The organism is Fulvivirga marina (assembly GCF_016775155.1).
GTDB lineage: Bacteria > Bacteroidota > Bacteroidia > Cytophagales > Cyclobacteriaceae > Fulvivirga > Fulvivirga marina.
On the sequence record NZ_JAEUGD010000042.1, the window covers coordinates 239,759 to 265,010 of the forward strand.

The window sequence follows — 25,252 nt, forward strand, 5'->3', positions numbered from 1 at the left end:
TTTATGGCTGAGTGGATTACCGTAATCGCCCTAGTTGTGATAGGGTTATCATTGATTATTGCAGAAGTGATTTTTGTGCCTGGTACTACACTCGTAGGCATTATCGGAATGGCCGCGACTGGTTTTGGTATATTTTTGAGTTTCTCGTACTTTGGGAGTGAAGTAGGCTGGGGGATTACTGTCGGCAGTGTCATTTTGTTTGGAATATCCTTATATTTCAGTCTCAAAGGCAATACCTGGGATAGGTTTTCATTAAAGAGTACCATAGATAGCAAAGTGAACGAAGGCCTTACCAGTAAATTAAAAGTGGGAGATGAAGGTATAGCTATGTCAGCCATCCGGCCAATGGGAAAGGCCGATTTTCATGATGTCGAGTATGAAGTACGGTCGATGGGTAATTATATCGACAGTGGTACGACTGTTAAAATTATTAAAATTGATATTAATAACATTTTTGTAGAACCAATCAACTAACCATGGAAGGAATAGTTTTAATATTTATTGTTATCCTCGGAATTGTAGTACTTTTTACATTCTTCTACTTTATCCCTGTTGGATTATGGATTACGGCCAGATTTTCAAATGTAAAAGTTGGTCTGTTAGAATTAATGCTGATGAGGATTAGAAAAGTTCCTCCTGGAGTAATTGTAAATTCACTTATCACAGCTACTAAAGCTGGTTTGATACTTACAACAAAGGAACTTGAAACTCACTACTTGGCCGGAGGTCATGTGCCATCTGTGATCAAAGCACTTATATCTGCTGATAAGGCAAATATTAACCTTTCATTTAAGCAGGCAACCGCCATCGATCTGGCAGGTAGAGATGTATTTGAAGCTGTACAGATTTCGGTAAACCCTAAAGTTATTACAACCCCTAAAGTAGCAGCGGTAGCTGCTGATGGTATTCAGCTTATCGCCATAGCGAGAGTTACTGTAAGGGCTAACATTCAACAGTTGGTTGGTGGCGCCGGAGAAGATACTATTCTGGCAAGGGTTGGTGAAGGTATTGTAACCTCCATTGGTTCTGCTGATTCCCATAAAAATGTATTGGAGAATCCAGATAAAATATCCAAACTTGTATTGCAAAGAGGTTTGGATGCTGGTACCGCGTTTGAAATTCTGTCCATTGATATTGCTGATGTGGATGTGGGTACTAATATTGGTGCAAAACTTCAGACAGATCAGGCGTCTGCTGACTTGAAAGTAGCTGAAGCCAAAGCTGAAGAAAGACGAGCGATGGCTGTGGCTCATGAGCAGGAGATGAAAGCTAAGGCTCAGGAAGCTCGTGCTAAAGTAATTGAAGCAGAAGCAGAAGTGCCTAAGGCTATGGCAGAAGCTTTTAGGAGCGGAAACTTGGGCATTATGGATTACTATAAAATGGATAACATCAAAGCTGATACAGAGATGAGAGAATCCATTGCCAAACCTAGTGGTAAGTCATCTTCAAAAGACAAAGGTGATAAAAAATAGAAAAGGCCTAGTTTAGTTATATATTGAAAAGGCTGTGCTGAGAGGCATGGCCTTTTTATTTATTTCAGAGAAGCCTGGTTAATCGATTCAAACTTTGAAAAAGCTGGCTGAATTCTTTAATGTTGATCGGCTTTTTTATATTCACATACAGCTCGGAACCTCTCCCACCACTTAAGTATGGCTTTGTTTTGTAAACTTTTTCCATGGCGACAGCAGGTTTTTATTCAAAGATTTCAATAAAGTAACTGTCTGATGCGCCTATGACTAAATATGTACGATCAGTTACCAGTTCTTTTTTAGCATCGGCAAATGGTCATCAATTACTTTTTTGAGCTCATTTTTGCTTACCGGGTAACGGACGACAAGCTAAATGACTATTTTATCCATAATATTTGTATATTAGTTTGTTAAGTCAAGATAGAAATACCTTTAGTTAAGGGCTGACTATGATAGTGATAATTTCGCCTTAAGGTGTTACCCATAATGACTATCAGATATATATAATCTGATAATATATAACAACTCCTTACGTGTGACGTTTTTCTGGAGTTGATTAAAGAAATCTATTTAATGAGTAGGAGAACAGGTAAAGTAATGATTGTTCTGTTAATGCCTTTATGGATATCCGTACCAATAGTGGCGCAGGATGCTTCATTGATAGATTCGCTAAAGGTAAAACTTGACCAATCAGCTGATACTGCTCATATTGACATCTTGTTTCTTCTCTCTATTAAATACCAGCACTTCAAACCTGACTCAGCCATGTATTTTGCCAGGCAGGCCTTAAAGGAGTCTCAGAGTATAGACTACTTTAAAGGACAGGGAGATGCTTTAATAAGTATCGGGAGGTTAAAACGTGATAAAGGTAACTACAGCGAAGCGCTTGAGGACCTTTTCAGGTCGTTGAAAATTTACAAATCTATTTCAGATTCTAGTCAGATTGGTAATGCCTTGAATGATATAAGCATAGTTTATGCGTATTCTAAAGATTATGATCAATCCCTGGTTTACTTTAATGAAGCTCTGGACATTTTTCGGAAGACAGGTAATGAAAAAGGGGAATCGCAGGCATTAAATAATATTGGTCTTATTTATCTGGAGAAAAATGATCTGGAACAAGCCGAGACGTATATGCTTCGCTCTTTAGCTATAAAGAAAATTAGAAATGATCTTCCTGATATATCAAGTGGATATGCTAACCTAGGGTCAATTATGGCGCAGGCGGGAGAGAAAGAAAAAGCCTTACAATACTACCTTCAGGCCAATGATCTATTTTTAAAAACAAACAACAAAACCGGGTTAGCTAGTAATTATATTGCGGTTGCCGGTTTGGAATTAGACGCAGGCAATATTGAGCAGGCTAATATTTATGCACAGGAAGCCCTGGCTACTGCTGAGAGTATTGATTCTAAACCTTTTATTGAAGAGTCGAGTGCCCTTCTTGTTGGTATTGCGGAGGTAAAAGAAGACTACAATACCGCATTTAAATATTTGAAGATCAATAGTGCCGTAAGGGATAGCTTGTATAACGAGACCAACTCTCGTCATCTGGAGGAGTTAAAAGCCAAATTTAACGAAGAGGAAAACCTGAGGGAAATAGCACTATTAAAAAAAGATCAGGAAATCCAGAAGGCCAATATAAGACAGAAGGACATTTTTGCTTATGCATTAATTGCCGTTACTTTTCTCTCGTTGATCATACTGGCACTGGTCTATGTTGCTTATAGGACAAACAGAAAGAAAAGAGAAATGCTGGCATTTAAAAACGAGAAAATACGCAGCCAGCGGGAAGATCTGAGAAGGTTAAATCAGGATAAAGACCAGCTTTTCTCCATTATATCTCATGACATTAAAGGGCCACTTAATTCTTTAAGGGGATTTTCTCATCTATTGATCCATCATGTAGATAAAATATCTCCAGATGAAATAAGAGAAATGGGAGCTCAGATCAATCAGTCACTTGAAAACCTGAATGAACTTTTAGATAACTTATTAGCCTGGTCTACCCGGCAGTCGGGGCAGGGAAAACTGAGAATAGAAGAAATTAATATCAATGACCTAATACACAAAAATATTGAGTTATACAGCTTAACAGCTGCATCTAAACAGATTAGGCTGGTTGACAACACCGAAGGGGATGTTATTGCGCTTGCAGATTATAACTCAGTGCATACTATATTGCGTAACCTGATATCCAACAGCCTCAAGTTCTCATACCCTAATAGTGATATTGTAATTGGCGCAATGCAGTATCAGGACCATGTATCTGTTACGGTTAAGGATGAAGGTGTGGGTATGTCAGAAGCAGTGGTTTCGGAGCTTTTTAATTTGAGTAAGCAAAAGAGCCAAAAAGGGACTTCCAATGAGCGGGGAACTGGTTTTGGTTTGATCCTGTGTCAGCAACTCGTGACTGAAAACAATGGTACGATAAGTGTCAAAAGTGAGGTCAGGAGGGGGAGTGAGTTCACTTTTACCCTGCCAGTACCTAACTCACATAAAGTATCTCATAATACCATGGGCAGCGAGGCTTAACAAGGCTGCTGATACAATTACCGAAATGCAAGCTACTAAAATCATTTTTATAGTATCGTTTCGCCTTTGTTCAATTACTTTGCCTCTGATTTTTAGTAATTCTTTGGTAGATGCCTTTCGGTAAACCAGATTTTCCTTTTTGGATATTTTACGGTAGGCCTCCTTCATTTTGAAGTATCCGGATTTGTTAAGAAGATTGTTGTTATTCCTCATCCGGGAAATCATGTCATAAATATGTCCTGCACCTCCTGCCATATTTTAGTTGTATGAATCATAAGTGAACTTGGCTAAGACTATTGCCGAAATCTGTGTGTTTGCCATTGTTAGGTTTTCATCTTAACACCCTCATTTCCAATAAGTATTGCCTCCCCAAATCTGCCTTTAGGGTCTTTGTTTTCCAGCTTTAGAACACCTCGAGGACATACAGATGAGCATACTCCGCAGCCGACACAAGATGCTCTTACAATGTTTTGCCCCTTTTGAGCATACGATCGTACATCAATTCCCATTTCACAATAGGTAGAGCAGTTACCACAGCTAATGCATTGGGCACCATTAGTAGTAATTCTAAATCTTGATTTGAACCTCTGGACTATGCCCAGATAAGCAGCCAATGGGCAACCAAATCTGCACCATACTCTACTGCCCATAAAAGGATAAAACCCGACCCCAACTACACCGGCAAATGCCGCGCCGATAACAAAACCATATACAGACCTGAAATCATAAGTGCTAATGCCGATGATTTCACTGCTTCCGGTAAAATAAGTGTAGAGAGTGCCAAATGTCATAACCACAACAAAGACCAGTACACTATGGATCATCCAGCGCTCAATTTTCCAGGCTTTTAATGATTTGTCAGAAAGCTGTCTGTATGGATCACCCAGAGTTTCGGCAAGTCCACCACAACCACAAACCCAGGAGCAGTACCACCTTTTTCCATAAAAATAAGTGATGATGGGTACACCAATTAATGTCAGGATGATTCCCCACATGAGCATTCCTAATCCTATAGAACCAGTTTGGGTAAGGTTTTCGATGTTGTAGTCAAAGAAAAAGGTATAGTTCAGTGGCCAGATGTTCTTTAGGTCCATGCTGGGCTTGTTCAGCCGAATAAGTATTTCCGGGATTAGGAAAGCAAAGGCCACTTGGAAGAAAATGACAGAATACGTTCTTATCATTTGATATTTGCTATGCCGGTATTTAATGATCATTCTAATCCCCATTACACCAATGGCAAGTGTGTACAAAAATCCGTAAAAGAACCATTGACTTGCTTCGTTTCCATTCAGGACTAAACTAATCGGGTCCACCAGGATCATCCAGCTTGTCATATATTCAGGAAACCAGTAAAGAATTACGTAAAAGCCAATCAACAGGAAGCCTACCATATATCCAATCCAGCCCCTTCCACTATTAGGACTATGGAAAATATGATCATTCTTTATCCCGGGCAGAAGTCCCAGTTTAGGGAGAATGTACATCAGGGCACCTACCACTCCAAGGCCGATGGTAAGTAAAAGCCACAAAAGTGTATTTTCAGTGATAGGCCCAAAACTTGATTGGCGAGTAAGTGCCAGTTTTAAGGCCTTGATCTTATGATCGCCATAACCCTTTTCATTGATAACGTTAGCGTTAATATTATTTTTGGTGTTTTTCAGGTGTTCCTCCAGGCTGGCTAAGTCTGAATATTCCCTCCCTTCCATCCAACTGGTATAATCCTTCAGCTTTTGTACTTTGAACTTACCCTCCTCACTTCCATCAAGTGCACCTGAAATTTTCTCAGTACTATACTTAATGCCTTGCTCTGAAAACTGAGTTAATACATTATTTATATCTTTATTAGTAAGTGAGAATCGAGATTTCACCTCTTTATTTGAAGATTGAAGATAATGCTCAATGTCCTTGTTGAAGTTGACATTAAAACTGTAGGTTTTGTCCTTCATAGGAGCAAGATCCCTAGCTATCATTTTAAGTTCGGAATCACTGGAAACAGCGCTCATAAATGCTTGTTCCGTCAGTTGATACTGGTTAAGAAATAGTACAGAAATCAGCATGACAGAAGCCGTTATAAAAATGGACATTCCGGTTTTTTGTAATGCACTCATAGTTCTTTAATTAAAAAATGCCCAGTACTTTTTTTCTTTTTATGGATACTTTAGAGTCAGGGTAGTCAGCTTTATAGGCGCTGATGATATCCTCTTCATAAGACTTAAAGAATTCAGGATCAAAATTGGCTTCTTTTAAGTGCTTCAATACATGATCGATACTTACACTGTTTTTCAGCCATTGATCGAAAAATTCATGTCTGAGTCTAATGCCAAAAGAATTGATGCCCAAAAAAGTTTTGCTTACTTTATCGAAAACAAAATGCATGGCCAGTTGCTCCGATTCATGCTCCCAATAAAATTCAGCTTCATTTTCTTTAAGTTTATTCCAAACCCGACCATAAGTCTGGTATTCTATATCAAAAAACTTGGCAGAGTTAAACCAGGGGCCTGGTTGATAAGCCGTTTTATTACCACTTACGGTTTGGGCGACTGTTTCTCCCATTATTCTTCCGGTGTACCATACCTGCTCTACAGGTGCCCGTCCTGGAGGTGGGTGCTTATGTTCAGCGCAGTCACCAATGGCATAAATGTCAGGAATGTTAGTCTCCAAAAACTCATTGACCAGGATACCACGATTGGTCTCTATCGTGGACTCTTTTACCAACTTAATATTAGGATGCACGCCAGCAGTGAGTCCTACAAACTGACAAGGGATTTCTACGCCATCTCCAGTGACTACAGCCCGTACGTACCCATGATCATCCGATAGAATCTCCTTTAATTCAGTTTTGAGTCGCAGATCAATATGATGTTGTTTGATATGGCGACTGATCATAGAAGCCTCCTGTTGAGGAAGTACATTATCCCAAAATTGACTCTCCCTGACTAGGAAACTTACAGGAATATTTCTGGAGTTAAGCATCTCGGCTAACTCAATACCAATGAGACCACCACCTATTATTACTCCCCTGTTTATATTTTTGGTATGATCTTCAATTTTTTTCAGGTCCTGCAAACTGACCATGCCACTTACACCTTTGAGGTCTTGCCCCGGCCAGCCAAACTTGTTAGGCTGTGCACCAGTGGCTAGTATCAAAATGTCATAGGAGAGTGGCTTATTCTGGTCAAATAAGAGCTTTTTTGACGAGGTATCGATCGCTTTTACATAATCGTGAACAAGGTTGATCCTATTTTTTTTCCAAAACCAGTCTTCGTAAGGTTTGGTATGCTCGTACTTCATATGGCCCATGTAAATATACATCAGGGCAGTTCTGGACCAGAAATATTCAGATTCGGCAGATATTACAGTGATATTGAAATCGCTGTTCTTACGAATGTGCCGGGCGGCTGTTATCCCCGCTATACCGTTTCCAATAATCACCACATGCTTCATAGTAAAAGTTAGTTAAACCAGGTGTTGACTTCTACGGACATAATGCATCAGACGTTCAATAAAATATGTATGATGTCAACTGCCCGACATGATCCGTTAAATTACAATTTACTTAATTGTGAGCACATACATAAATCATCAATATGTCTGATTACTGACAAAACGCTTTTGACGGCATTGCGTATATAGGCTTAGTTTCAAACACAAAAATTATGAAAAAACTGGTTATTGCAATTCTATTAGGTATTATATGGGCGCCGGTAGCTAATGGTGCCGATAGCTACAACTTTAATAATTTTTTTAAGCAGTCTGACGACTTTTTTAAGAAGTACGTACAGCATGGAAGAGTGGCTTATGAAGCTATTAATAGCCAGTTCTCAGAGATAGAATCATTGTATAACTCAATAGGTGATGCTGATCTATCTAATGCTTCAGATGATGAGGTGAAGGCCTTCTATATAAATGCTTATAATCTTATAGTAATATATCAGGTGTCAAAATACTATCCCCTCAAGTCACCCCTTGATCAAAGCGGTTTTTTTGATAAAGTGAAACATAAGGTAGCAGGGGTTCCCATGACCCTAAATTTTCTGGAAATTAAAAAACTGATATTAACCTATAAAGATCCCAGGATACATTTTGCTCTGGCTTGTGCAGCAGTAAGCTGTCCGCCTCTAGCCAATTTTGCCTATATGCCTGAGCAGCTTGATCAGCAATTGAATAGCAGAACAAAACTTTCCCTCAATGATCCTGTTTGGCTAAAAGTCAGGGCGGATCAAAACAAAGTGTACTTGTCAAAAATATTTGAATGGTATAGCAAAGATTTCGTAATGAGTGGTGAAGGCTCTGTTCTTCAATTTATCAATAAATATCGCTCTAAGAACATCCCGACATCATATGCTATAGCATATTATGAATATGATTGGAGCCTTAATGAGCGCTAGATTAAAATTGCTGGGTGTTTAGGTAGTTAATAAGCTCCTCAAGGGTATTGGTGACAACGTTACCTTTATGCTTTACTTCCCAACTTAGGTTTTTAGAAGCATTTACCACAATACCATACTCACTCTCGTTAGAGATTTCATAGCCATTCCTTTCCAGTGCATTTTTTGTCCAGAGGAGTTGATAACCAGAGCCTTGTAAAGAGACTTTCTTTCCCAGGCTTTTCTTTTTTAATTGCCCCGTTCTAAGGTCGAACCCCTTAAGTTCAAACACTTTGTCAATTGCTCCATTAAGCACCATATCTTCCGGAAAGCCTGAAAGCACCGGTACATGATGTCCTGCCAGCCATAGCCTGTCGGCAGACTGTAATGCGAGATCCAGCTCATGAGTGGCAATGAGTATAGATTTGCCCGTTTTTCGGGTTAGGTCTTTTAATAAATTAATAATGGCAACGCGGTTGTTCAGATCAAGGTGTGCTGTTGGTTCATCCAGGATCATGACGGGAGTATCCTGACATAAGGCACGTGCAATCATCATTTTTTGTAACTGGCCATCACTAAGTTCATGCACCTTCTTATCTGCATAAGCGGAGACCCGTGCCAGTGCTATGGATTCTTCAATTTTCTGGAGATCGTTGTTGCTGAAATCAACCCTCCAGCCCAGATATGGGTATCTACCTAGTCCTACTAGTTCCCGTCCGGTCATGTTTCCCGCGTTAATGCCATCTGTAAGTACAAGGCTCATTTTGGTGGAGAGTTCGGCTGTTGAAATAGCGGAGAGGTCCATATGGTCAATTATAACTTTGCCAGATAATGGGTTTTGTACCCCTGCCATGGTTCTGAGTAAAGTTGATTTTCCTACACCGTTGGGTCCCATAAAGCAAACAAGTTCACCATGCTTCAGGTCAAGGTTAATGTTTTTTAGAATCACCAGATCCTGCTTTCCCGTACGATACCCCACGGCAAGGTCCCTTATTGAAAGCGCTATATCGTTATGGTCTTCTTCTATCATCCTGAAAAAGAGTGTTTAATACTTCCTCTGCGTAGAATAACCCAAATTACCACAGGAGCTCCCAGAAGAGAAGTGATTGCATTAATGGGCAACACGTGTTCACTGCCTGGGAGTTGAGAGATGATGTCGCAGACCAACATCACTATTACACCACTCATAGCTACGGCTGGAATCAATATCTTGTGGTTAGATGTGTTGAATAAAAGCCGGGTTAGGTGCGGCATGGCAATGCCAATAAAAGCAATGGGACCACAAAATGCAGTAATACTCCCAGCGAGCAGGCTGGTGCTGATAATGATCCAAAAACGGGATGCCTTGATATTAATACCCATGCTCCGCGCATAGTTTTCACTCAACAGCAAAGCATTCAAAGGTTTTACCATAATAAAAGAGATCATTATCCCCATACCGGCAATTGCCAAAAGTGCAGTGATCTCATCCCAATTGAGTCCACCAAGACTCCCAAAGGTCCAGAAAAGATAAACCTGTATTTCTTCGCCAGAGCTGAAGAACTGTAAAATGCTAACAATGGCACCTGTAAGGCTTCCAAACATGAGACCTATGATAAGCAATGTCATACTGTCGCGGACTCGTAAGGAAACGATTACCACTAAAAGCAATACAAGCCCAGAGCCTAAACTGGCAGCCGATACTACCAGCCAGCTTGTTAGCCCCGAGGCAACCAGGCTACCGGTAATGGAAATCCCTGCCAAAAGTAACAAAGCCACACCCAGGCTTGCACCCGAGCTAATACCCAAAACAAAAGGTCCAGCCAGAGGGTTTCTGAAAAGTGTCTGCATCAACAGGCCGCTAATGGATAATGAAGCCCCAACGGCTATAGCGGTAGTTGCTTTAGGTAGTCGGAAATTAAGAATAATGTTTGTCCAGCTATTTTTGCTTGCTTCACCCCCAGATAATACATTCAGGACTTCATCAAAGGGAACGGAAACACTTCCCAGACTAATATTAATGATAAATAATATCAGGATGGCAAGGGGAAGTAACAATGTTAATTTTATGGTGTGTGATCTATCCAAGCATCCGAGGTTTTACCTGCCATTCATTTTATTACTTGTAAAGCTAGCAACTTTTGCACATTGCATTTTAAACATATTTGCTCTCACTGCTTCTAATTTAACTTTTCGTGAAAATAAAGCTCATGATCAGGAAGTAATTCAGGGTGAAATATCTTGATCAGGTCAGCCAGTATCAGGTCAGGCCTGAGGTAGCCGAGCTCCAGATATTCATTGCCACCAGTAGCGCCTATGCGTGCATTATAGCTATAGACATTTCCTTTTTTGAAAGCACTGAAACGGGAGTACCTCTGGTCCGCTTCCTTTATTTCCTCCAGTGAGTTGAAGGAAGCCACACCTACCCAGTAACCGGCATCATGAGCTTTTTCATATACAGATTCGAAACTAAGCTCAAGAAAACCAGTAGTAGAATCCTGCCACAAATAATGTGCACCGGCATCGGCAAATAGTTTGGCTGCATTATTTTTTCCGCCAGGAAGATACCATGTGTCTCCATAAACCACCCCGCTATATAAGGTAGGCATCGAATCTACCTTAGCGGCTTTAGCTTTCATATTTTGATAGTTGTTTTCAATGGCTTTGAAAACGGAATCAGCCAAATACGATTTATCAAAAAATAATGCCATGAACTTGATCCACTCTGCCCGGCCCAATGGATGTTTTTCGAGGTACTCTGCATTGATAAGTATTGGGATACCCGCTTGATTCATTTTTCGGAACTGCCCATAATCACCAGTAATGGTGTATCCCATTACTGCTTCGGGGTCAAGCTCCAGAAGGCGTTCCATATTCATTTCTTTATCAATACCTAATTCGGTTACAAGTCCGGCATCAACCCTTTTACGCATTTTCTCCGAACTAATGTAGTCAGTTGTGGTAAAGCCAACCAGACTCTCGGTTTCGTTAATATAATCGAGTAAAGGTATGTGAGTGGTAGAGGTGCATGCAATGCTTTGCAAAGGGACCTCCACAACCTGGACATCGTTTTCATGATCGGGGATTGCCTGACCTCTAGGAACTAGTAAATACTTAAAACCTTCTTCTGCACCCTGGTAGGGCTTGGGCACCTCTACAAATGAATATCCATTTTTAACGGATACCCTGAAGCCGGTGGCATACTGAATCTCTATTGGGGTAACGTCCATTTTTTTATGGATTATACGTTCTTTAGAGGGGGTATTGCAGGCTATGGCTAAAATTGAAAAAATAGAAATAACTACTTTTAGCTTCATGATCAATGGTTTTTCGTGAATTGCATAACAATATTAACCATTTTGCTTAGAGCTATTTAATTCTTTCCTAACTTTGACACGATTATTGGTTCATGATCAGCCGTTTCGGACTTGTCATGATGAAAAGGGAATCCGGTGATTCAGCTATGGGCTGATTATTCCGGAGCTGTCCCCGCAACTGTAATCCCGACCTGTACATCTGTGCAGATAATACGCTTTGATCATCTTTGCCACTGTTCCGGTTAGCTGGAATGGGAAGGTTCTCAAAGTCGGGTAAGCCAGGAGACCTGCCAGTAGTTTTTTTAATCTGAGCCTTCGGGAGTTGAGGCTATAAGAAATGACGCTAGGGTATATATTATTCCGCCCATTTCTTAAATGGCTTCTATTTAAGGCTTATTAAAGAGTTGATGAATGAGCTATTTGCGATTTATTTTAATGACTTCACTTGTGGGGTTTTTAGTGCAGCATGTGACTGCCCAAGAAGATACCACTGCTTTGATTCTTGATGCGGTTAACATCCAAGGGTCGAGGTTGGATAAATTTACCATTGGTGAGAAAGTAGAGAAAATTTCATCTATACATAGAGAGTCGACGGCTTACAGTAGCCTGTCTGAATTATTATTCAACTTTTCAGGAGCTAATATCAGATCGTATGGGGTGAGCGGCCTTTCTACACCATCAGTAAGAGGTACAGGTAGCAATCATACAGCAGTTTTTTGGGAAGGTGTAAATCTGCAAAGCCCTACCAATGGAAGCTTGGATTTAACCCTTATGCCTGTAAGCTTTGTAGATGATGTTTCTCTTCAGTATGGTGGCGCAGGGTCACTTTTTGGTTCAGGTACATTAGGAGGAGCGATTCATCTAGGTACGGCAGTGGCCATATCAGAAGGCTTTAGTGGTAAGTTCTTTCAGCAGCTGGGTAGTTTTGGCAGCACCTATACGGGGGCAAATATAAACTGGAGGCATCAGCGGGTTCGCTTGTCCTTGAGAGGTTTTGTAAATCATGCCGATAACGATTTTACATATTATAACCGATATACCGTTAGGGATGAAGAGCAAAAGAACGCATCGATAGATCAGCAGGGGGTACTATCTGAACTGTATTACCAGCTGACCGACAACAGTGATATTACTTTTAAATATTGGTATCAGGATAACCTGGTACATATTCCTGATCCAGCTTCTGCTGGTGGTAATACTAAAGCCACACAGGCTGATGAGTTTCATAGGGTGGTTTTAAAGTGGAAAAACCAGTCAGCGAATAGAATGCTTCGTGGGCAGTCGGCTTTAGTACTTCACCATTTGGAGTATGATGATAAAATCACTGATGTATCCAACACACAATCACTGTCCTGGATCAGTGAGTTTGAAGCAACTTACAAATTAGGTAAATCCACATGGCTGGATGCAGGTATAAATAATACTTATGATCGGGCAGAAGTAGCTAGTTATGGAGATGAAATACCACTGCGAAACCAGACAGGTCTTTATATTTCATCTAAAAAATTAATTGCTGAAAAGCTTGAGGTTAATTTGGGATTGAGGGAAACATTGAGCAGCGGAGATTTGTCTCCGATCATGCCATCGTTAGGTTTGAACTATGCCTTGACTAATGATTTTTCTTTAAAATCTAAAGTGGCCAGAAGTTATCGCATCCCTACTTTTAACGACCTTTATTGGAAGGGAGCAGGAGCTATGGGTAATCCTGATCTGGAACCGGAACTGGGTTGGAGTGCAGAAATAGGTGTATTATCAGAGAAGGAATTTGACAGATCTCGTTTGTCATTGGAAGTTACTGGTTTTAGCAATACCATTTCGCAATGGATACAGTGGGTGGAGGTGGAATCTGTATGGAGTCCGGTCAATGTGCAGAAAATCTGGGCGCGGGGAGTAGAATTAGGCCTGAAATATGGATATCAATTGTCAGATGATTGGAAGTTACAAACATGGAGTAACTATAGTCTTACCAAGTCTACAAAGCAGGAAGTTGGCAATGGCGGTAGCATTCAGGAACTTGATAAGCAGGTGACCTATACACCTTTGCATCAAGCCAAGGCGGCTGTTAATCTGGTGCACAACCGTTTTGCGTTTGGAATAAATCAAATTTATGTAGGAGAGCAGTATATAACTGGTGACAATAGAAGAACACTGGATGCATATGTGGTGACAGGAGTTTCTGCGTCCTGTCAGTTCCTGCTTTCTCAAAAGCATAGTTTCAAAATTTCAGGACAGGTAAAAAATGTCTTTGACAAAGATTATGAGGCACGTAATGCCCGACCTATGCCTGGGCGTAATTATCATTTAAGTATTATATATCAATTTAATTAGAGAATAAACCAAAATGAAAAATCAGTTTTTAAAGCGAGTATTGTTTGGCCTTTTAATCACCTCTTCTGCTTTATTAGGAGCATGTTCTGATGATGAAGGTGCCAGTCCGCAGCCAGGGCAGGATGGCTTTTTTGTGCTTAATGAAGGCGGTTTTGGTAATGGTGATGCCAGTCTTTCATATTTTGACAAAGCCACTAATACTATGATCAACGATGTGTTTTTTAACAACACAGACAGGCCTTTGGGCGATCAGGCACAGTCTATGAGCATACACAATGGTAACGGTTATATTGTAGTTCAAAACTCTGAAAAGATAGAAGTTATTAATGCGGAGAGCTTCGCTTCTTTAGGAACTATCAATACAGAAGCAGGAATAGCTTCGCCAAGGTATTTTTTGGGTATAGATGAAACGAAAGGTTATGTGACTGATTGGGGAGCTGATAAAGTGACTGGAACTGTCAAGGTTGTTGATCTTCAGACGCTAAAAGTGATTAAAACTATTGATGTAGGTCAGGGAGCTAACAAATTGGTGCGCGTAGGAGATAAGGTATATGTGGCCAATAATGGTGGCTGGGGGTATGATAATAAAGTGGTTATTATTGATATCAATGCAGACGAGGTTGTTGGAAACATCATAGTTGGTGATAATCCTTCAGCGATTAAAGTTGATAGGAACAATAATATTTGGGTAGCAGGTAATGGTAAGAAGGTATATAACTCTGACTGGTCGGTGGATGAGGCCAACAGTACTGCACCTTTTATTGCCAAGATAGTTAATGATAAAGTTTCATTGAAGTTGGAATTTGCCAGTGTATACGAAGGATTAAAAGAGGTGGTAATGAATAATGCTGGAGATCAGTTTTATTTTAACGCTTCAGAAGCAGTTTATAAAATGAGTATCGATGCAACCGAGCTACCGTCAACTCCATTTATTGAAAAATCTTTTTATGGTTTGTCAGTAGATCCTTCTACGGATAATATTATAGGTGCAGAAGTTCCTAACTACACCTCCGCCGGTACCGTATATCGTTACAGTAGTGCTGGTGAACTCATCGACAAGTATACTGCGGGTATTGCGCCAAACGGATGCGCATTCAGATAATGTAGTAAACAGAGACATTCTATAGAGACTCACAGCAGTTTCTGTAGAATGTTTTTTAAAATAAAAGATTAATGACGGATATTGAAACAAGAATACAACAGTCTAAAACGTCCATTTTTAAGGCTGTTTTCCCAAATACAACAAATCACTACGATACCCTATTTGGAGGTGCAGCTTTACAATTAATGGATGAGGTGGCCTTTATTGCAGCTACTCGGTTTTCCCGCAAACGTGTAGTTACCGTTTCTTCAGAAAGGGTCGATTTTAAACATCCAATCCCTGCTGGTACGTTGGTGGAATTGATTGGTACGGTGTCGCATGTTGGAAAAACGAGTCTTAAGGTACAGGTCGACATTTTTATAGAGCAGATGTATTGCGAGGATAGAGAAAAGGCTATTCATGGGGAATTTACCTTTGTGGCTATAGATGATAATAAGAACCCAGTGAGCGTACTATGAAGCTGCAAAAGGGGAGGGAAGTAGAGGAGTCCATGTACTACATCGAAAACGGGCTGTATGTCTTCACGGAAGCCTGTCATTTGAAGCGTGGATACTGCTGTCAGAGCGGTTGCCGACATTGTCCGTACGGGTTTAAAAAGAATAAGAAATGATCATTTTCATTACGGGGGGAGAAAGGTCGGGTAAGAGCAGATATGCTCAGGATTTGGCCTTGGCTCAATCAGGGAACCCTTACTATCTGGCAACTTCCAAAATTTGGGACGATGATTTCAAGGAAAGGGTAAAGCGACATCAGGAAGAAAGGGATGATCGCTGGACGAGTATTGAAGAACAATTTGAGATATCAAAAGTATTACCTGAAAAAGGAGCGGTGGTTGTAGACTGTGTTACCTTATGGCTTACCAATTATTTTTCAAAATATAAAGGAGATAAGGAACAAGTAGTAAGTGAAGCCAAAGCTGAACTGAACAAATTGTTAGGCTATCAGGGGGTGCTGATCATTATTTCCAATGAGTTGGGAATGGGATTACATGCCAGTACAAAATCCGGGCGTGACTTTGTAGAATGTCAGGGCTGGATCAATCAATTTATAGCATCAAATGCAGATGAAGTCTATTTCATGGTTTCAGGTTTACCCTTAAAAGTAAAATAACATGGCAAGCATAAAGTTTTGTGACCGCAAGGTACTGAATGATATTCAACATAAAATAGATAATAAGACCAAGCCGCAGGGAGCATTAGGGGGGCTTGAAGAGATAGCTCTTCGGGTAGCACTGATCCAACAAACTGATTCATTGCAGCTGTCAAAACCCTGCATGGTTGTTTTTGCAGCTGACCACGGCATAGCCAGGGAAGGAGTTAGTGCTTTTTCGCAGGAGGTTACAGTACAGATGGTACAGAATTTTTTGCACGGAGGGGCCGCGATCAACGTATTTTGCAAGCAGCATGATATCAAATTACATATAGTTGATGCAGGTGTTAATGCAGACTTGTCAGACCACCCGGGCCTTATACACAAGTCGGTTGGTAAGGGTACGAAAAGCTTTCTGTCAGGAAAGGCCATGAGCTTTGAGCAATGTGGGAGGGCGTTAAAGGCAGGTGAGGAAGTAGTTCTGGAAGTTGCTGCCACTGGTAGTAATATTATTGGGTTTGGAGAGATGGGGATTGGGAATACATCTTCAGCCAGTATGATTACCAGTTTGCTTTGTGGGCTGCCTTTGAAAGATTGTGTGGGTAAAGGTACTGGACTTGATGAATCTCAATGGCACAAAAAGCTGGAAGTGCTTCAAAGAGCACTTGATTTTCATCGATTACCTGCACAAAGTGATGGAATAGAAGTACTGACTACCTTTGGCGGTTTCGAAATAGCGATGATGTCAGGCGCTATGATGAACGCGGCTGAATTGGGTATGGTGGTACTGGTTGATGGATTTATTGCAACTTCAGCTTTTCTGGTGGCCCATGCGCTCCAGCCTGCTATCCTGGATTATGCTATTTTTTGTCATGTTTCTGAAGAGCCTGGGCACCAAAAGGCTCTGGAGTTTCTGGGAGTGAAACCGGTACTTCAGCTTAATATGAGACTGGGAGAGGGAACAGGTGTTGCTGTAGCCTATCCGGTTATTCAATCATCCATTAACTTTTTTAATGAGATGGCTTCTTTTGAGGAGGCCGGAGTTTCCGGAAGAGACGAAGTAAACCGCGTATGAAACGAGAGGTACGACTGTTTTTTACAGCGTTGATGTTTTATACACGCATTCCATGTCCAAAGTGGGTAGATCATTCAGCCGAATACCTTAATCAATGCACTAAATATTTCCCTTTGATCGGTTGGCTGGTCGGAGGTGTATGTGCGGCTGTTTTGTGGCTGTCTATGCTCATTTTTCCGGTTTCCGTTGCGGTTATTCTGTCTATGACTGCTGGTATACTGGTTACGGGTGCATTTCATGAAGATGGGTTTGCTGATGTGTGTGATGGGTTTGGTGGAGGATGGACAAAATCAAAGATTCTTGAGATTATGAAAGATAGTCTTATTGGTGCGTACGGAGTAACAGGCCTGGCACTCATCTTATTGATGAAATTTTCTTTGCTGACTTCAATAACAGAACAAGTGGATGCTCTAATGTTATTGGGTGTTTTGATAGCTGCGCATGCCATAAGCAGGATGGCTCCCGTATTTATGATCTACTTCGGGGAGTATTCCAGAGAAGATGCTACCAGCAAAGTAAAGCCTGTAGCTAAAAAATTATCTTCAATCAATTTTGCGATCTCTATTGTTATAGGATTGTTGTCCATAGTGTTGTTGCAAGATGTGTGGTATCTGCTTTTACTCATACCTGTTCTTATGGCTACGTGGTTATTGTATCGGTATTTTTATAAGTGGATTGATGGGTATACAGGGGATTGTCTTGGGGCAACACAACAGGTAACAGAAATAATTTTCTATCTTTCAATATTCGTTATATGGAAGTTTACTTAATTCGACATACCACTCCACATATTGAAAAAGGCGTATGCTATGGTCAGTCTGATCTTGATCTTGTTGAGACTTATATTGAAGAGTTTAAGACCGTTGAAAGCAAGTTGCCTGGAGAATTTGACGCCTACTATACTAGTCCTTTGAAGCGTTGTCTGAATCTGACCAAACACCTGACTGAAGATTTTTCAACAGATCATCGACTCATGGAGTTTAATTTTGGTGATTGGGAGATGAAGAAGTGGGATGATATACCCAAAGCACATATTGATCAATGGATGAAGGACTTTGTGAATGTAATGGTGCCTTCAGGAGAAAGCATGGCAACTATGGAAGAACGAGTGCGGGCATTTTTCACTGAATTGGTCGTAAAAGAATATGATCGTGTTGCTGTGATCACCCATAGTGTTGTGATTCGGATTGTGTTGTGCCATGTGGAGGGGTTGCCATTGAAAAGGGCTTTTGAAAGACCTTTGGATTATGGAGATGTGGTTAAGGTGGAGCTGGATGACCAGATTTTGAGAGCCAATAAGAAACTCAATGCCTAAAATTCCCATTACAGTGAGTTGGAGCGGGGGTAAGGACTCCGCATATGCATTATTCAAACTTCTGACGTCAGGTGAATACAAAGTGAAAAGCCTGCACACTGTCTTTGATGCCGAATTAAAAAGAGTGGGCTTGCATGGAGTGCCTGAACATTTGATTGAGGCGCAGGCGCTTGCTCTGGATATTCCTTTGGAGAAAATTTACCTGCCTAAAGATGATTCACACCAGTCTTACGAGGAGGTGATCAGGAAATTTTGTGAATTGCAAAAATCCGCAGGAATAGAGCATGTTATGTATGGTGATATTTTTCTTGAAGACCTGAAAGCTTATCGGGATAAACAGTTAAGCTCGATGCGTATGCAGGGAGTTTACCCAATATGGAAGATGAATACGCTGGAATTAGTCCGGCAGTTTATCGATGATGGGTTCAAGACCACAGTCTGTGCGGCTAATACTGCTATGTTTAACAAAACGCAGGTAGGAAAGACGATTGACCACGAGTGGATTGATCATTTAAGGGAAGGTGTAGACCCCTGTGGTGAAAATGGTGAATTTCACTCCTTCGTTTACGATGGACCTTTGTTTCGCACTAAAGTAGATTTTAGAAAGGGCGGAATTGTGGAGAAACACTATGAATATAATAAAAGGGAGGATGATGGTAGTGTTACTCCTATGCGGTCCGGTTTCTGGTTTCAGGAGCTGCTATAGCCTAATCAACTCTCTTGCTGCTGCCTGCGGTGTTATTTTTCCAAAACCAACCTGCTTTTCCATTTCAGGTATTAGTTTGGCTACTTCCGGCTTATGGTAAAAATTGTTCTTCAACAAATAGCCTATGGTTTCATGCATCCAGCTTACATTTTGGTGTCGTCGAAGCTGATCAAGGCCTGATGTCATGTGATCGAAATATTGTTCTATCATTTGCCATATTTCATCCAGCCCTTGCTGCGTTACGGCAGAGCAGGTCAATACTTTGGGAGACCAACCCGTGTCAGATGGAGGGAATAAATGCAGGGCATTTTGATATTCAGCCTTGGCTTTTTTCGAAGCAGCAATATTTTCCTGATCCGCCTTGGTAATGGCAATTGCATCAGCCATCTCCATGATGCCCTTTTTAATGCCTTGTAGTTCATCTCCAGCACCGGCAAGCATAAGTAATAAGAAGAAATCAACCATGCCTTTGACGGCCACTTCGGATTGTCCTACCCCTACAGTCTCAATGAAAATGGTTTCATAGCCAGCGGCTTCGCACAAAAGCATGGTTTCCCGGGTTTTATTGGCGACCCCTCCCAGCGATGCTCCGGTAGCAGAGGGTCGAATATAAGCGTTACGATGGTGTGACAGCTGTTCCATGCGTGTTTTGTCACCTAATATACTTCCCCCACTTTTTTGGCTGCTGGGGTCTACAGCGAGTACGGCCAGCTTCTTTCCCATTTCAGCAAGATGCAACCCCATGGCTTCTATAAAAGTGCTTTTCCCAACGCCCGGTACACCGGTAATGCCTATTCGCTTCGAGCTTCCGGTGTGAGGAAGGATCTTCGCAAGTACCTGTTCTGCTAATATCTGATCTTCGGTAAGATTACTTTCGACAAGGGTGATGGTACGGCTTAAAACTATGGTATTACTTTCTAGTACACCGTCTACATATTCGTTTACACTTAGTCTTTTCCTTCTTGATGTCATACGCAGCAAATCAAGGCATTAATTTAAATTATATTACTTAAAACTGCCTAAAATTTATATTTTTACTATTGCGTTGTCCGAAAAATGGGCTGAATTACTTTAAAATTATCTGTGTCTATGGGAAGGAAATTCTGGATAGATTGTATCCTCGGAACCCTCTTTATTTTTTGCATTATGTTGGTGATATTCAATATATCCCAATTTCAGATTTTTGATGCTTTTGACCCTGTAGGTGAAGCATTGGAAGATATGGAGATGACCGATGTTGCTTTTTCACAGCTCAGAGAGGATCCGGTCCCTGATACGAACATTGTCATTGTTAATATTGGAATGTTGAGCAGGGCAGAAATTGCCCGCCAGCTTCAGATTATCAATCAGTATGACCCCTCCGTTATTGGATTTGATAGCTTTTTTAATTTTAGAAGTGCAGATACATTAGGTGATCTTGCCCTTAGCAATGCGTTTTCTGAGGTTAAGAACCTGGTGATGGTTACCAAGTTGCTTCAAACAGACTCTTTAAAAATAAAACGTTCGGGAGATGATATTTATGATTCACTGGAGGTTTCACATGAGCTTTTCCGTCAAGGGGCGCACCTGGCTTTTGCTAACCTTGATACAGATGCAGAAAATCAGGAGGACTATAAAACCTGTCGGGCATTCCCTACAAGACGTATTGTAAAAGGGGAGGAGCAAGTGGCTTTTGCAGTTAAAATGGCAGAATTATATAATCCGGCTAAGGTAGAAAAACTGAAAGGGAGGAATAAACCCACTGAAGTAATTAATTATAGAGGCAACCTCGTAGATTTCTTTGGTCGTACAGGGTATCCCAACATGTTTTATGCTCTTGATGTAGACGATGTTTTTAATGAAAATTTTGTCCCTGAAATGATTAAGGGTAAGATAGTCTTGTTTGGTTTTATGGGGTCGGATTTTTTTGACACCTCCTGGGACGATAAATTCTTCACCCCGTTAAATAAAAATTACGCAGGCAAAGCTAACCCAGACATGTATGGTGTAGTGGTACATGCTAACATTATTTCTATGATACTCAAGGAGGATTATGTCAATGAACTAACGGATAAGGAAGGTGTAGGAATACTGGTAGCTATATTAATATGTTTTCTTAACGTAGCGCTTTTCTCTTACGTGTATTTCAAGCTGCCTGATTGGTATGACGGGATAACTAAGTTAGTGCAACTGGCTGAAATAATGCTTATTATATTTTTAATGGTAATTGTTTTTAGTGAATATAGTTTTAAGCTAAATTTGGTGATTACACTTGCTGCAATTGCGCTTGCAGGTGACGGTCTGGAGGTCTTTTATGGGGTGGTTAAGAATCTATTTAACAGAGAAACCAGGAAACAACTGTTTACCATTCGCCGTAAAAAAGTATAAAAGATTAAATTATTTAAATAATCTTATTTACTATTGAAATTATAAAATAATAAATCAGATGTGTGAAGATCGTATGGTTTTCATTTAGATTATCAAAAATCAATTTAAACTCATGAAAAAGAATGTATTTGTTTTAACGTTCATGCTCATTTTTGTGGTGGGGGCATCCTTTGGTCAAGGGTATACTTTTAAAGTATTGGCCAATAAAGGAGCAAATAAGGTGAAGTCAGGTTCAGAATGGCAAGCGCTTAAAACCGGGGCCTCACTGCAGGATGGTGATGAGCTTATTATTTCTGAAAATGCTTATCTGGGTTTGGTGCATGCAAGTGGAAAAACACTGGAGGTAAAAGCACCAGGAAATCATAAAATAACAGATTTGGCTGCCAAGGTGAATACTGGAGGGTCCAGTGTTGCAAGCAAATATGCCGATTTTGTATTGAGCAAAATGTCGGCAGAAGGAAAGAAGAACAGATTAAGTGCAACAGGGGCTGTGCATAGAGGAAGTGGCGATGCTATACAAGTGTTTATGCCTAGTTCTGTAGGAGTGTTTAATGATAACGCCATTATTAGATGGGACTCTCTGGATGGTCAGAACATGTATGTGGTTACGCTGAAGAATATGTTTGATGACGTATTACTTTCTATGGAAACTGAAAATCCGAACATAGAGCTTGACCTGACAAACAGCAAAATTGCTAAAGAGAATGTGGTTTTACTTTCAGTAGCATCAAAAGGTGATGCGGAGATCAAATCAGGCACTTATGCTATTAAGCGTTTGACTAAGGCAGATGCTGAGCGAGTAAAAGGGACATTAAATGAGTTGATGTCAGATGTTAATCAGGAGACTGCACTTAATAAGTATATACTCGCAGGGTTCTATGAAGAGAATAACCTGCTGATTGATGCGCTTACCAGCTATGAAGAGGCTATAAAACTAGCTCCTGAAGTGGAAAGCTATAGAGAGGCATATGTAGAGTTTCTGTTGAGAAACAGGTTGAATGAATAAAGAGAAAGTCAAAAGCAATAAAAAAGCGACTGTTTTGCAGCCGCTTTTTTATTGCTTTTAATTAGCTAACTTTTATTGTGCTTTTAGAATCTTTTTTCTCAATCAGCGGCAATTTGATAGTTAGGATGCCATCTGCATAATTAGCGCTGACTTTTTCTTGATTAATTTCTTCTGAAAGATTAAATGCTCTTCTGAATTTCCCATAACTGGATTCTTGTTTTTGAAGTTTCTCCTTCATCTCATCTTTTAAAATCCTTTCTCCACTTATTTCCAGTACATTGTTCTCAAGGTTGATTTCAAAATCTTCTTTTTTCATGCCTGGAACAAAAAGCTGTAGTTCAATTTCTTTTTCGCCTTTAAAGATGTCAACCGCCGGCTTGAAGTTAATATTACTGTTTGTTTTTTCTCTGAGAACACTCTCTATCAAATCTCCAAAAGTGCCTGGTACAAAATCGTTTAGTGGATTGTATCTTACTAATGTCATGGCTTATAAAAATTTAAGTTTATTATTTTATTCATTTTACCTCTACACCATTGAAAATTGTACCAGAGCAAATTTCACCCCCTAAAACCTTAATTAATGCGTCATAATGTCACTTATTATATTCTTTTAACACTGAATTAATGTCAACTTGACTTGTTTTGGGTATTTAGTTTTGGAAAAGGAATTTTATATCTTGTGGCGCAAAATGCTTAAACATGAACGATAAGGTTAGAAACTTTCTAAAAACGTTAGGTCCGGGAATTGTATTTGCCGGAATGTGTATAGGTGTATCTCATCTGGTGCAGTCCACTCGGGCCGGGGCTGATTATGGGTTTACATTATTGATAGCTGTTATAGCGGCAAACCTTTTTAAATATCCGTTTTTTGAATTTTCATCTCGTTATACCGGAGCTACAGGGTTAAGTATACTAGACGGTTATGCTAAAGTGGGTAAGTGGATATTATGGGTATATGGTATCATGACGATTGTTACTATGTTTATTGTAAGTGCTGCCGTTACTTTTGTTGCAGCAGGTCTGCTTAGTAATCTAATGGGAGTAGAGTTAAACACCAACTGGTGGGCGGCCATCATTTTGGGAGTTTGTATTATTGTGCTAGGTAGTGGTAGGTACGGAGCTTTAGATAGTCTTTTAAAAATTGTAAGTATAGTATTGCTAATCTCTACAATTACAGCAGTGGTTGTTGCCTTTGCAAAAGGGCGTCCTGATCCGGTAGAGGGCTTTATTCCAAAGGAGCTGAATAGTACTGGTGGTCTCATATTTCTGATAGCTCTCATGGGCTGGATGCCTACGGCCGTAGATATGTCAACGTGGACAGGTCTTTGGGCTGAAGCCAGGATAAAGCAAACAGGTTATAAGCCCACGCTAAAAGAAACTTTGCTGGACTTTAATATTGGCTACTCTATTACTGCTTTGCTGGCTGTTATCTTTTTGTCGCTTGGAGCTCTGGTAATGTATGGTAGCGGTATTGAATTGTCAAACAGTGCGCCTGCATTTGCAGGGCAGCTTTTGGGTATGTACACTTCTTCCATAGGGCCTTGGAGTTACTTTATTATAGCAGTAGCCGCTTTTAGTACTATGTTCAGTACGTCTATTACAGTACTGGATGGATATGGGCGGACAATGGAGCGAATTGTGAAATTGATTTTTGATGGAAAAAAGAAGGTAGGCTACATTTATTGGATTGCACTGATTGCCGTTGGAGCTTTCCTTGTGATATCTCAATTTTTAAATGATCTGAAAAGCCTGGTTGATCTGGCTACTATTGTTTCATTTGTAATAGCACCCTTGGCGGCATTTTTGAATTATAAAGTCATTTTCTCAAAGGATATTACCGGAGATTTTGTGCCGCCTAAGTGGCTGAAATTACTTGCAATGGCAGGCTTGGTATTTTTATCAGCTTTTACTTTGATCTATTTTTATGTCCTTATTTGACGTTTTCAAAGGGGAATGAAAATTTCTTTAAATTTTTAGAAATTATTATTGCATATATTAAACTGAAGTTTTAATATTGCACACCCAAATGAGGGAAACATATCGAAAAGATACTTAATCATTCCCCCTTAGCTCAGTTGGTTAGAGCGGCTGACTGTTAATCAGTAGGTCCTTGGTTCGAGCCCAAGAGGGGGAGCAGAAGCCTGACGAAAGTCAGGCTTTTTTTGTTTAGGGTTTTAGGTATCTATTTTTTTAAGAGTTACACTATTTTCAGGTTTCACCTTGAAGAAGCGGGGAGCCTAGTGTAAAATACTTCTCATTTGTGGAGTACTTATTCCACAATGTTTTAACTTCATTGCTATTTAGGAAGATTTGGTATGATCAGTTTCTGGCCTGTTTTTATGTTGTTGGGACCTTTGATTTTATCAATATTGGCTTCGTAAATATGCTTCCAGAGTGAAGGGTTTCCGTAAAATTCTCTGGCTATAGTAGTGAGAGATTCACTTTCCTTGACTATATGTATTGTTCTGATGCCTTTACTTTTTATTTGTGTTGTCATGGTTATGGAGGGGTTGTGGATTTTGGCCTTTGAGCGAATCCAGTTATACGATACTTTATTGAGTAATGGTGTAAAAAGTATGCCAGAGTAAATTTCAGGG

At 40.3% G+C, this 25,252-nt stretch carries 25 protein-coding genes, 1 tRNA gene and 1 riboswitch; of the genes, 17 read left to right on the forward strand and 9 right to left on the reverse strand.

Going from position 1 to position 25,252, the window contains the following annotated elements; genetic code table 11:
- The first annotated feature begins 3 nt into the window (after positions 1–3).
- From JMN32_RS11835 to JMN32_RS11845, 3 genes are all read left to right on the forward strand, one after another.
- The gene (locus JMN32_RS11835) at positions 4–474 is read left to right on the forward strand and encodes an NfeD family protein (RefSeq protein ID WP_202856537.1); all 471 of its coding nucleotides are present in this window, start codon (positions 4–6) and stop codon (positions 472–474) included.
- Between the two features lie 2 nt (positions 475–476).
- Positions 477–1,472 (forward strand): flotillin-like protein FloA, encoded by a 996-nt coding sequence (floA, locus tag JMN32_RS11840; RefSeq protein WP_202856538.1) that lies wholly within the window; start codon positions 477–479, stop codon positions 1,470–1,472.
- Positions 1,473–2,042: 570 nt separating this feature from the next.
- On the forward strand, positions 2,043–4,004 hold the full coding sequence (locus JMN32_RS11845; RefSeq protein WP_202856539.1) for a tetratricopeptide repeat-containing sensor histidine kinase: 1,962 nt from the start codon (positions 2,043–2,045) through the stop codon (positions 4,002–4,004).
- Here JMN32_RS11845 and JMN32_RS11850 read toward each other — a convergent pair.
- The 3 genes from JMN32_RS11850 to JMN32_RS11860 form a co-directional block, all read right to left on the reverse strand.
- Entirely contained in the window at positions 3,963–4,259 is a 297-nt protein-coding gene (locus JMN32_RS11850) for a hypothetical protein (RefSeq protein WP_202856540.1), read from the reverse strand. The two genes, JMN32_RS11845 and JMN32_RS11850, sit on opposite strands and share 42 nt — an antisense overlap.
- A gap of 68 nt (positions 4,260–4,327) precedes the next feature.
- Entirely contained in the window at positions 4,328–6,112 is a 1,785-nt protein-coding gene (locus JMN32_RS11855; RefSeq protein WP_202856541.1) for a 4Fe-4S binding protein, read from the reverse strand.
- A 10-nt stretch (positions 6,113–6,122) separates the two neighbouring features.
- Positions 6,123–7,448: an NAD(P)/FAD-dependent oxidoreductase gene (locus tag JMN32_RS11860; protein ID WP_202856542.1), complete on the reverse strand. Its 1,326-nt coding sequence runs from the start codon at positions 7,446–7,448 to the stop codon at positions 6,123–6,125.
- Between the two features lie 212 nt (positions 7,449–7,660).
- Here JMN32_RS11860 and JMN32_RS11865 point away from each other — a divergent pair, with 212 nt between their 5' ends.
- Complete coding sequence (locus JMN32_RS11865; RefSeq protein WP_202856543.1) at positions 7,661–8,392, forward strand: DUF547 domain-containing protein; 732 nt, start codon at positions 7,661–7,663, stop codon at positions 8,390–8,392.
- Between the two features lies 1 nt (position 8,393).
- Here the strand turns inward: JMN32_RS11865 and JMN32_RS11870 are convergent, their stop codons facing one another.
- From JMN32_RS11870 to JMN32_RS11880, 3 genes are all read right to left on the reverse strand, one after another.
- Positions 8,394–9,401: an ABC transporter ATP-binding protein gene (locus JMN32_RS11870; protein WP_202856544.1), complete on the reverse strand. Its 1,008-nt coding sequence runs from the start codon at positions 9,399–9,401 to the stop codon at positions 8,394–8,396.
- Entirely contained in the window at positions 9,398–10,438 is a 1,041-nt protein-coding gene (locus JMN32_RS11875) for an iron ABC transporter permease (protein ID WP_202856545.1), read from the reverse strand. The genes JMN32_RS11870 and JMN32_RS11875 overlap by 4 nt, the downstream gene beginning before the upstream one ends.
- 92 nt (positions 10,439–10,530) lie before the next feature.
- The gene (locus tag JMN32_RS11880; protein WP_202856546.1) at positions 10,531–11,667 is read right to left on the reverse strand and encodes an ABC transporter substrate-binding protein; all 1,137 of its coding nucleotides are present in this window, start codon (positions 11,665–11,667) and stop codon (positions 10,531–10,533) included.
- Positions 11,668–11,736: 69 nt separating this feature from the next.
- Positions 11,737–11,976: riboswitch (cobalamin riboswitch) on the forward strand.
- A 102-nt stretch (positions 11,977–12,078) separates the two neighbouring features.
- Between JMN32_RS11880 and JMN32_RS11885 the strand changes: the two genes are divergently transcribed.
- The 9 genes from JMN32_RS11885 (at position 12,079) to JMN32_RS11925 (ending at position 19,282) form a co-directional block, all read left to right on the forward strand.
- Positions 12,079–13,995 (forward strand): TonB-dependent receptor plug domain-containing protein, encoded by a 1,917-nt coding sequence (locus JMN32_RS11885; RefSeq protein WP_202856547.1) that lies wholly within the window; start codon positions 12,079–12,081, stop codon positions 13,993–13,995.
- A gap of 13 nt (positions 13,996–14,008) precedes the next feature.
- Entirely contained in the window at positions 14,009–15,097 is a 1,089-nt protein-coding gene (locus JMN32_RS11890) for a YncE family protein (protein ID WP_202856548.1), read from the forward strand.
- A gap of 71 nt (positions 15,098–15,168) precedes the next feature.
- Positions 15,169–15,555, forward strand: a complete 387-nt coding sequence (locus JMN32_RS11895) for an acyl-CoA thioesterase (RefSeq protein WP_202856549.1) — start codon at positions 15,169–15,171, stop codon at positions 15,553–15,555.
- 32 nt (positions 15,556–15,587) lie between these two features.
- Entirely contained in the window at positions 15,588–15,707 is a 120-nt protein-coding gene (locus JMN32_RS11900; RefSeq protein WP_238354461.1) for a DUF5522 domain-containing protein, read from the forward strand.
- A complete protein-coding gene (locus JMN32_RS11905; protein ID WP_202856551.1) occupies positions 15,704–16,207 on the forward strand; it encodes a bifunctional adenosylcobinamide kinase/adenosylcobinamide-phosphate guanylyltransferase in 504 nt (167 codons plus the stop codon). The genes JMN32_RS11900 and JMN32_RS11905 overlap by 4 nt, the downstream gene beginning before the upstream one ends.
- Before the next feature lies 1 nt (position 16,208).
- Positions 16,209–17,261 carry a nicotinate-nucleotide--dimethylbenzimidazole phosphoribosyltransferase gene (gene cobT / locus JMN32_RS11910; protein ID WP_202856552.1) on the forward strand — a complete coding sequence of 351 codons (1,053 nt, stop codon included), beginning with the start codon at positions 16,209–16,211 and terminating at the stop codon, positions 17,259–17,261.
- Positions 17,258–18,031, forward strand: coding sequence for an adenosylcobinamide-GDP ribazoletransferase (locus JMN32_RS11915; protein ID WP_202856553.1), 774 nt, complete (start codon positions 17,258–17,260; stop codon positions 18,029–18,031). The genes cobT and JMN32_RS11915 overlap by 4 nt, the downstream gene beginning before the upstream one ends.
- Entirely contained in the window at positions 18,016–18,576 is a 561-nt protein-coding gene (cobC, locus tag JMN32_RS11920) for an alpha-ribazole phosphatase (RefSeq protein ID WP_202856554.1), read from the forward strand. Before JMN32_RS11915 ends, cobC begins: the two co-directional genes overlap by 16 nt.
- A complete protein-coding gene (locus JMN32_RS11925; protein ID WP_202856555.1) occupies positions 18,569–19,282 on the forward strand; it encodes a Dph6-related ATP pyrophosphatase in 714 nt (237 codons plus the stop codon). The genes cobC and JMN32_RS11925 overlap by 8 nt, the downstream gene beginning before the upstream one ends.
- On the opposite strand, the gene meaB is transcribed toward JMN32_RS11925, so the two are convergent.
- Positions 19,277–20,254, reverse strand: coding sequence for a methylmalonyl Co-A mutase-associated GTPase MeaB (gene meaB / locus JMN32_RS11930; protein WP_202856556.1), 978 nt, complete (start codon positions 20,252–20,254; stop codon positions 19,277–19,279). The genes JMN32_RS11925 and meaB overlap by 6 nt on opposite strands.
- A 117-nt stretch (positions 20,255–20,371) precedes the next feature.
- Here meaB and JMN32_RS11935 point away from each other — a divergent pair, with 117 nt between their 5' ends.
- Complete coding sequence (locus JMN32_RS11935; protein WP_202856557.1) at positions 20,372–21,649, forward strand: CHASE2 domain-containing protein; 1,278 nt, start codon at positions 20,372–20,374, stop codon at positions 21,647–21,649.
- Between the two features lie 112 nt (positions 21,650–21,761).
- A complete protein-coding gene (locus tag JMN32_RS11940) occupies positions 21,762–22,655 on the forward strand; it encodes a hypothetical protein (RefSeq protein WP_202856558.1) in 894 nt (297 codons plus the stop codon).
- A 61-nt stretch (positions 22,656–22,716) separates the two neighbouring features.
- Here the strand turns inward: JMN32_RS11940 and JMN32_RS11945 are convergent, their stop codons facing one another.
- Entirely contained in the window at positions 22,717–23,139 is a 423-nt protein-coding gene (locus tag JMN32_RS11945) for an Hsp20/alpha crystallin family protein (RefSeq protein ID WP_202856559.1), read from the reverse strand.
- Between the two features lie 215 nt (positions 23,140–23,354).
- Here JMN32_RS11945 and JMN32_RS11950 point away from each other — a divergent pair, with 215 nt between their 5' ends.
- Together JMN32_RS11950 and JMN32_RS11955 are read left to right on the forward strand one after the other, a co-directional pair.
- Positions 23,355–24,593 (forward strand): Nramp family divalent metal transporter, encoded by a 1,239-nt coding sequence (locus JMN32_RS11950; RefSeq protein WP_202856560.1) that lies wholly within the window; start codon positions 23,355–23,357, stop codon positions 24,591–24,593.
- A 122-nt stretch (positions 24,594–24,715) separates the two neighbouring features.
- Positions 24,716–24,789, forward strand: a tRNA-Asn gene (locus JMN32_RS11955).
- A gap of 162 nt (positions 24,790–24,951) precedes the next feature.
- On the opposite strand, the gene JMN32_RS11960 is transcribed toward JMN32_RS11955, so the two are convergent.
- The gene (locus JMN32_RS11960; RefSeq protein WP_202856561.1) at positions 24,952–25,152 is read right to left on the reverse strand and encodes a LysM peptidoglycan-binding domain-containing protein; all 201 of its coding nucleotides are present in this window, start codon (positions 25,150–25,152) and stop codon (positions 24,952–24,954) included.
- Positions 25,153–25,252 lie beyond the last annotated feature (100 nt).

What these genes read in the sequence shown, in the direction of transcription:
- JMN32_RS11835 (WP_202856537.1), top strand. Translation starts at nt 4, where the DNA reads ATGGCTGAGTGGATTACCGTAATCGCCCTAGTTGTGATAGGGTTATCA.
- floA (WP_202856538.1), top strand. Translation starts at nt 477, where the DNA reads ATGGAAGGAATAGTTTTAATATTTATTGTTATCCTCGGAATTGTAGTA.
- JMN32_RS11845 (WP_202856539.1), top strand. Translation starts at nt 2,043, where the DNA reads ATGAGTAGGAGAACAGGTAAAGTAATGATTGTTCTGTTAATGCCTTTA.
- JMN32_RS11850 (WP_202856540.1), bottom strand. Translation starts at nt 4,259, where the DNA reads ATGGCAGGAGGTGCAGGACATATTTATGACATGATTTCCCGGATGAGG.
- JMN32_RS11855 (WP_202856541.1), bottom strand. Translation starts at nt 6,112, where the DNA reads ATGAGTGCATTACAAAAAACCGGAATGTCCATTTTTATAACGGCTTCT.
- JMN32_RS11860 (WP_202856542.1), bottom strand. Translation starts at nt 7,448, where the DNA reads ATGAAGCATGTGGTGATTATTGGAAACGGTATAGCGGGGATAACAGCC.
- JMN32_RS11865 (WP_202856543.1), top strand. Translation starts at nt 7,661, where the DNA reads ATGAAAAAACTGGTTATTGCAATTCTATTAGGTATTATATGGGCGCCG.
- JMN32_RS11870 (WP_202856544.1), bottom strand. Translation starts at nt 9,401, where the DNA reads ATGATAGAAGAAGACCATAACGATATAGCGCTTTCAATAAGGGACCTT.
- JMN32_RS11880 (WP_202856546.1), bottom strand. Translation starts at nt 11,667, where the DNA reads ATGAAGCTAAAAGTAGTTATTTCTATTTTTTCAATTTTAGCCATAGCC.
- JMN32_RS11885 (WP_202856547.1), top strand. Translation starts at nt 12,079, where the DNA reads ATGAGCTATTTGCGATTTATTTTAATGACTTCACTTGTGGGGTTTTTA.
- JMN32_RS11890 (WP_202856548.1), top strand. Translation starts at nt 14,009, where the DNA reads ATGAAAAATCAGTTTTTAAAGCGAGTATTGTTTGGCCTTTTAATCACC.
- JMN32_RS11895 (WP_202856549.1), top strand. Translation starts at nt 15,169, where the DNA reads ATGACGGATATTGAAACAAGAATACAACAGTCTAAAACGTCCATTTTT.
- JMN32_RS11900 (WP_238354461.1), top strand. Translation starts at nt 15,588, where the DNA reads ATGTACTACATCGAAAACGGGCTGTATGTCTTCACGGAAGCCTGTCAT.
- JMN32_RS11905 (WP_202856551.1), top strand. Translation starts at nt 15,704, where the DNA reads ATGATCATTTTCATTACGGGGGGAGAAAGGTCGGGTAAGAGCAGATAT.
- cobT (WP_202856552.1), top strand. Translation starts at nt 16,209, where the DNA reads ATGGCAAGCATAAAGTTTTGTGACCGCAAGGTACTGAATGATATTCAA.
- JMN32_RS11915 (WP_202856553.1), top strand. Translation starts at nt 17,258, where the DNA reads ATGAAACGAGAGGTACGACTGTTTTTTACAGCGTTGATGTTTTATACA.
- cobC (WP_202856554.1), top strand. Translation starts at nt 18,016, where the DNA reads ATGGAAGTTTACTTAATTCGACATACCACTCCACATATTGAAAAAGGC.
- JMN32_RS11925 (WP_202856555.1), top strand. Translation starts at nt 18,569, where the DNA reads ATGCCTAAAATTCCCATTACAGTGAGTTGGAGCGGGGGTAAGGACTCC.
- meaB (WP_202856556.1), bottom strand. Translation starts at nt 20,254, where the DNA reads ATGACATCAAGAAGGAAAAGACTAAGTGTAAACGAATATGTAGACGGT.
- JMN32_RS11935 (WP_202856557.1), top strand. Translation starts at nt 20,372, where the DNA reads ATGGGAAGGAAATTCTGGATAGATTGTATCCTCGGAACCCTCTTTATT.
- JMN32_RS11940 (WP_202856558.1), top strand. Translation starts at nt 21,762, where the DNA reads ATGAAAAAGAATGTATTTGTTTTAACGTTCATGCTCATTTTTGTGGTG.
- JMN32_RS11945 (WP_202856559.1), bottom strand. Translation starts at nt 23,139, where the DNA reads ATGACATTAGTAAGATACAATCCACTAAACGATTTTGTACCAGGCACT.
- JMN32_RS11950 (WP_202856560.1), top strand. Translation starts at nt 23,355, where the DNA reads ATGAACGATAAGGTTAGAAACTTTCTAAAAACGTTAGGTCCGGGAATT.
- JMN32_RS11960 (WP_202856561.1), bottom strand. Translation starts at nt 25,152, where the DNA reads ATGACAACACAAATAAAAAGTAAAGGCATCAGAACAATACATATAGTC.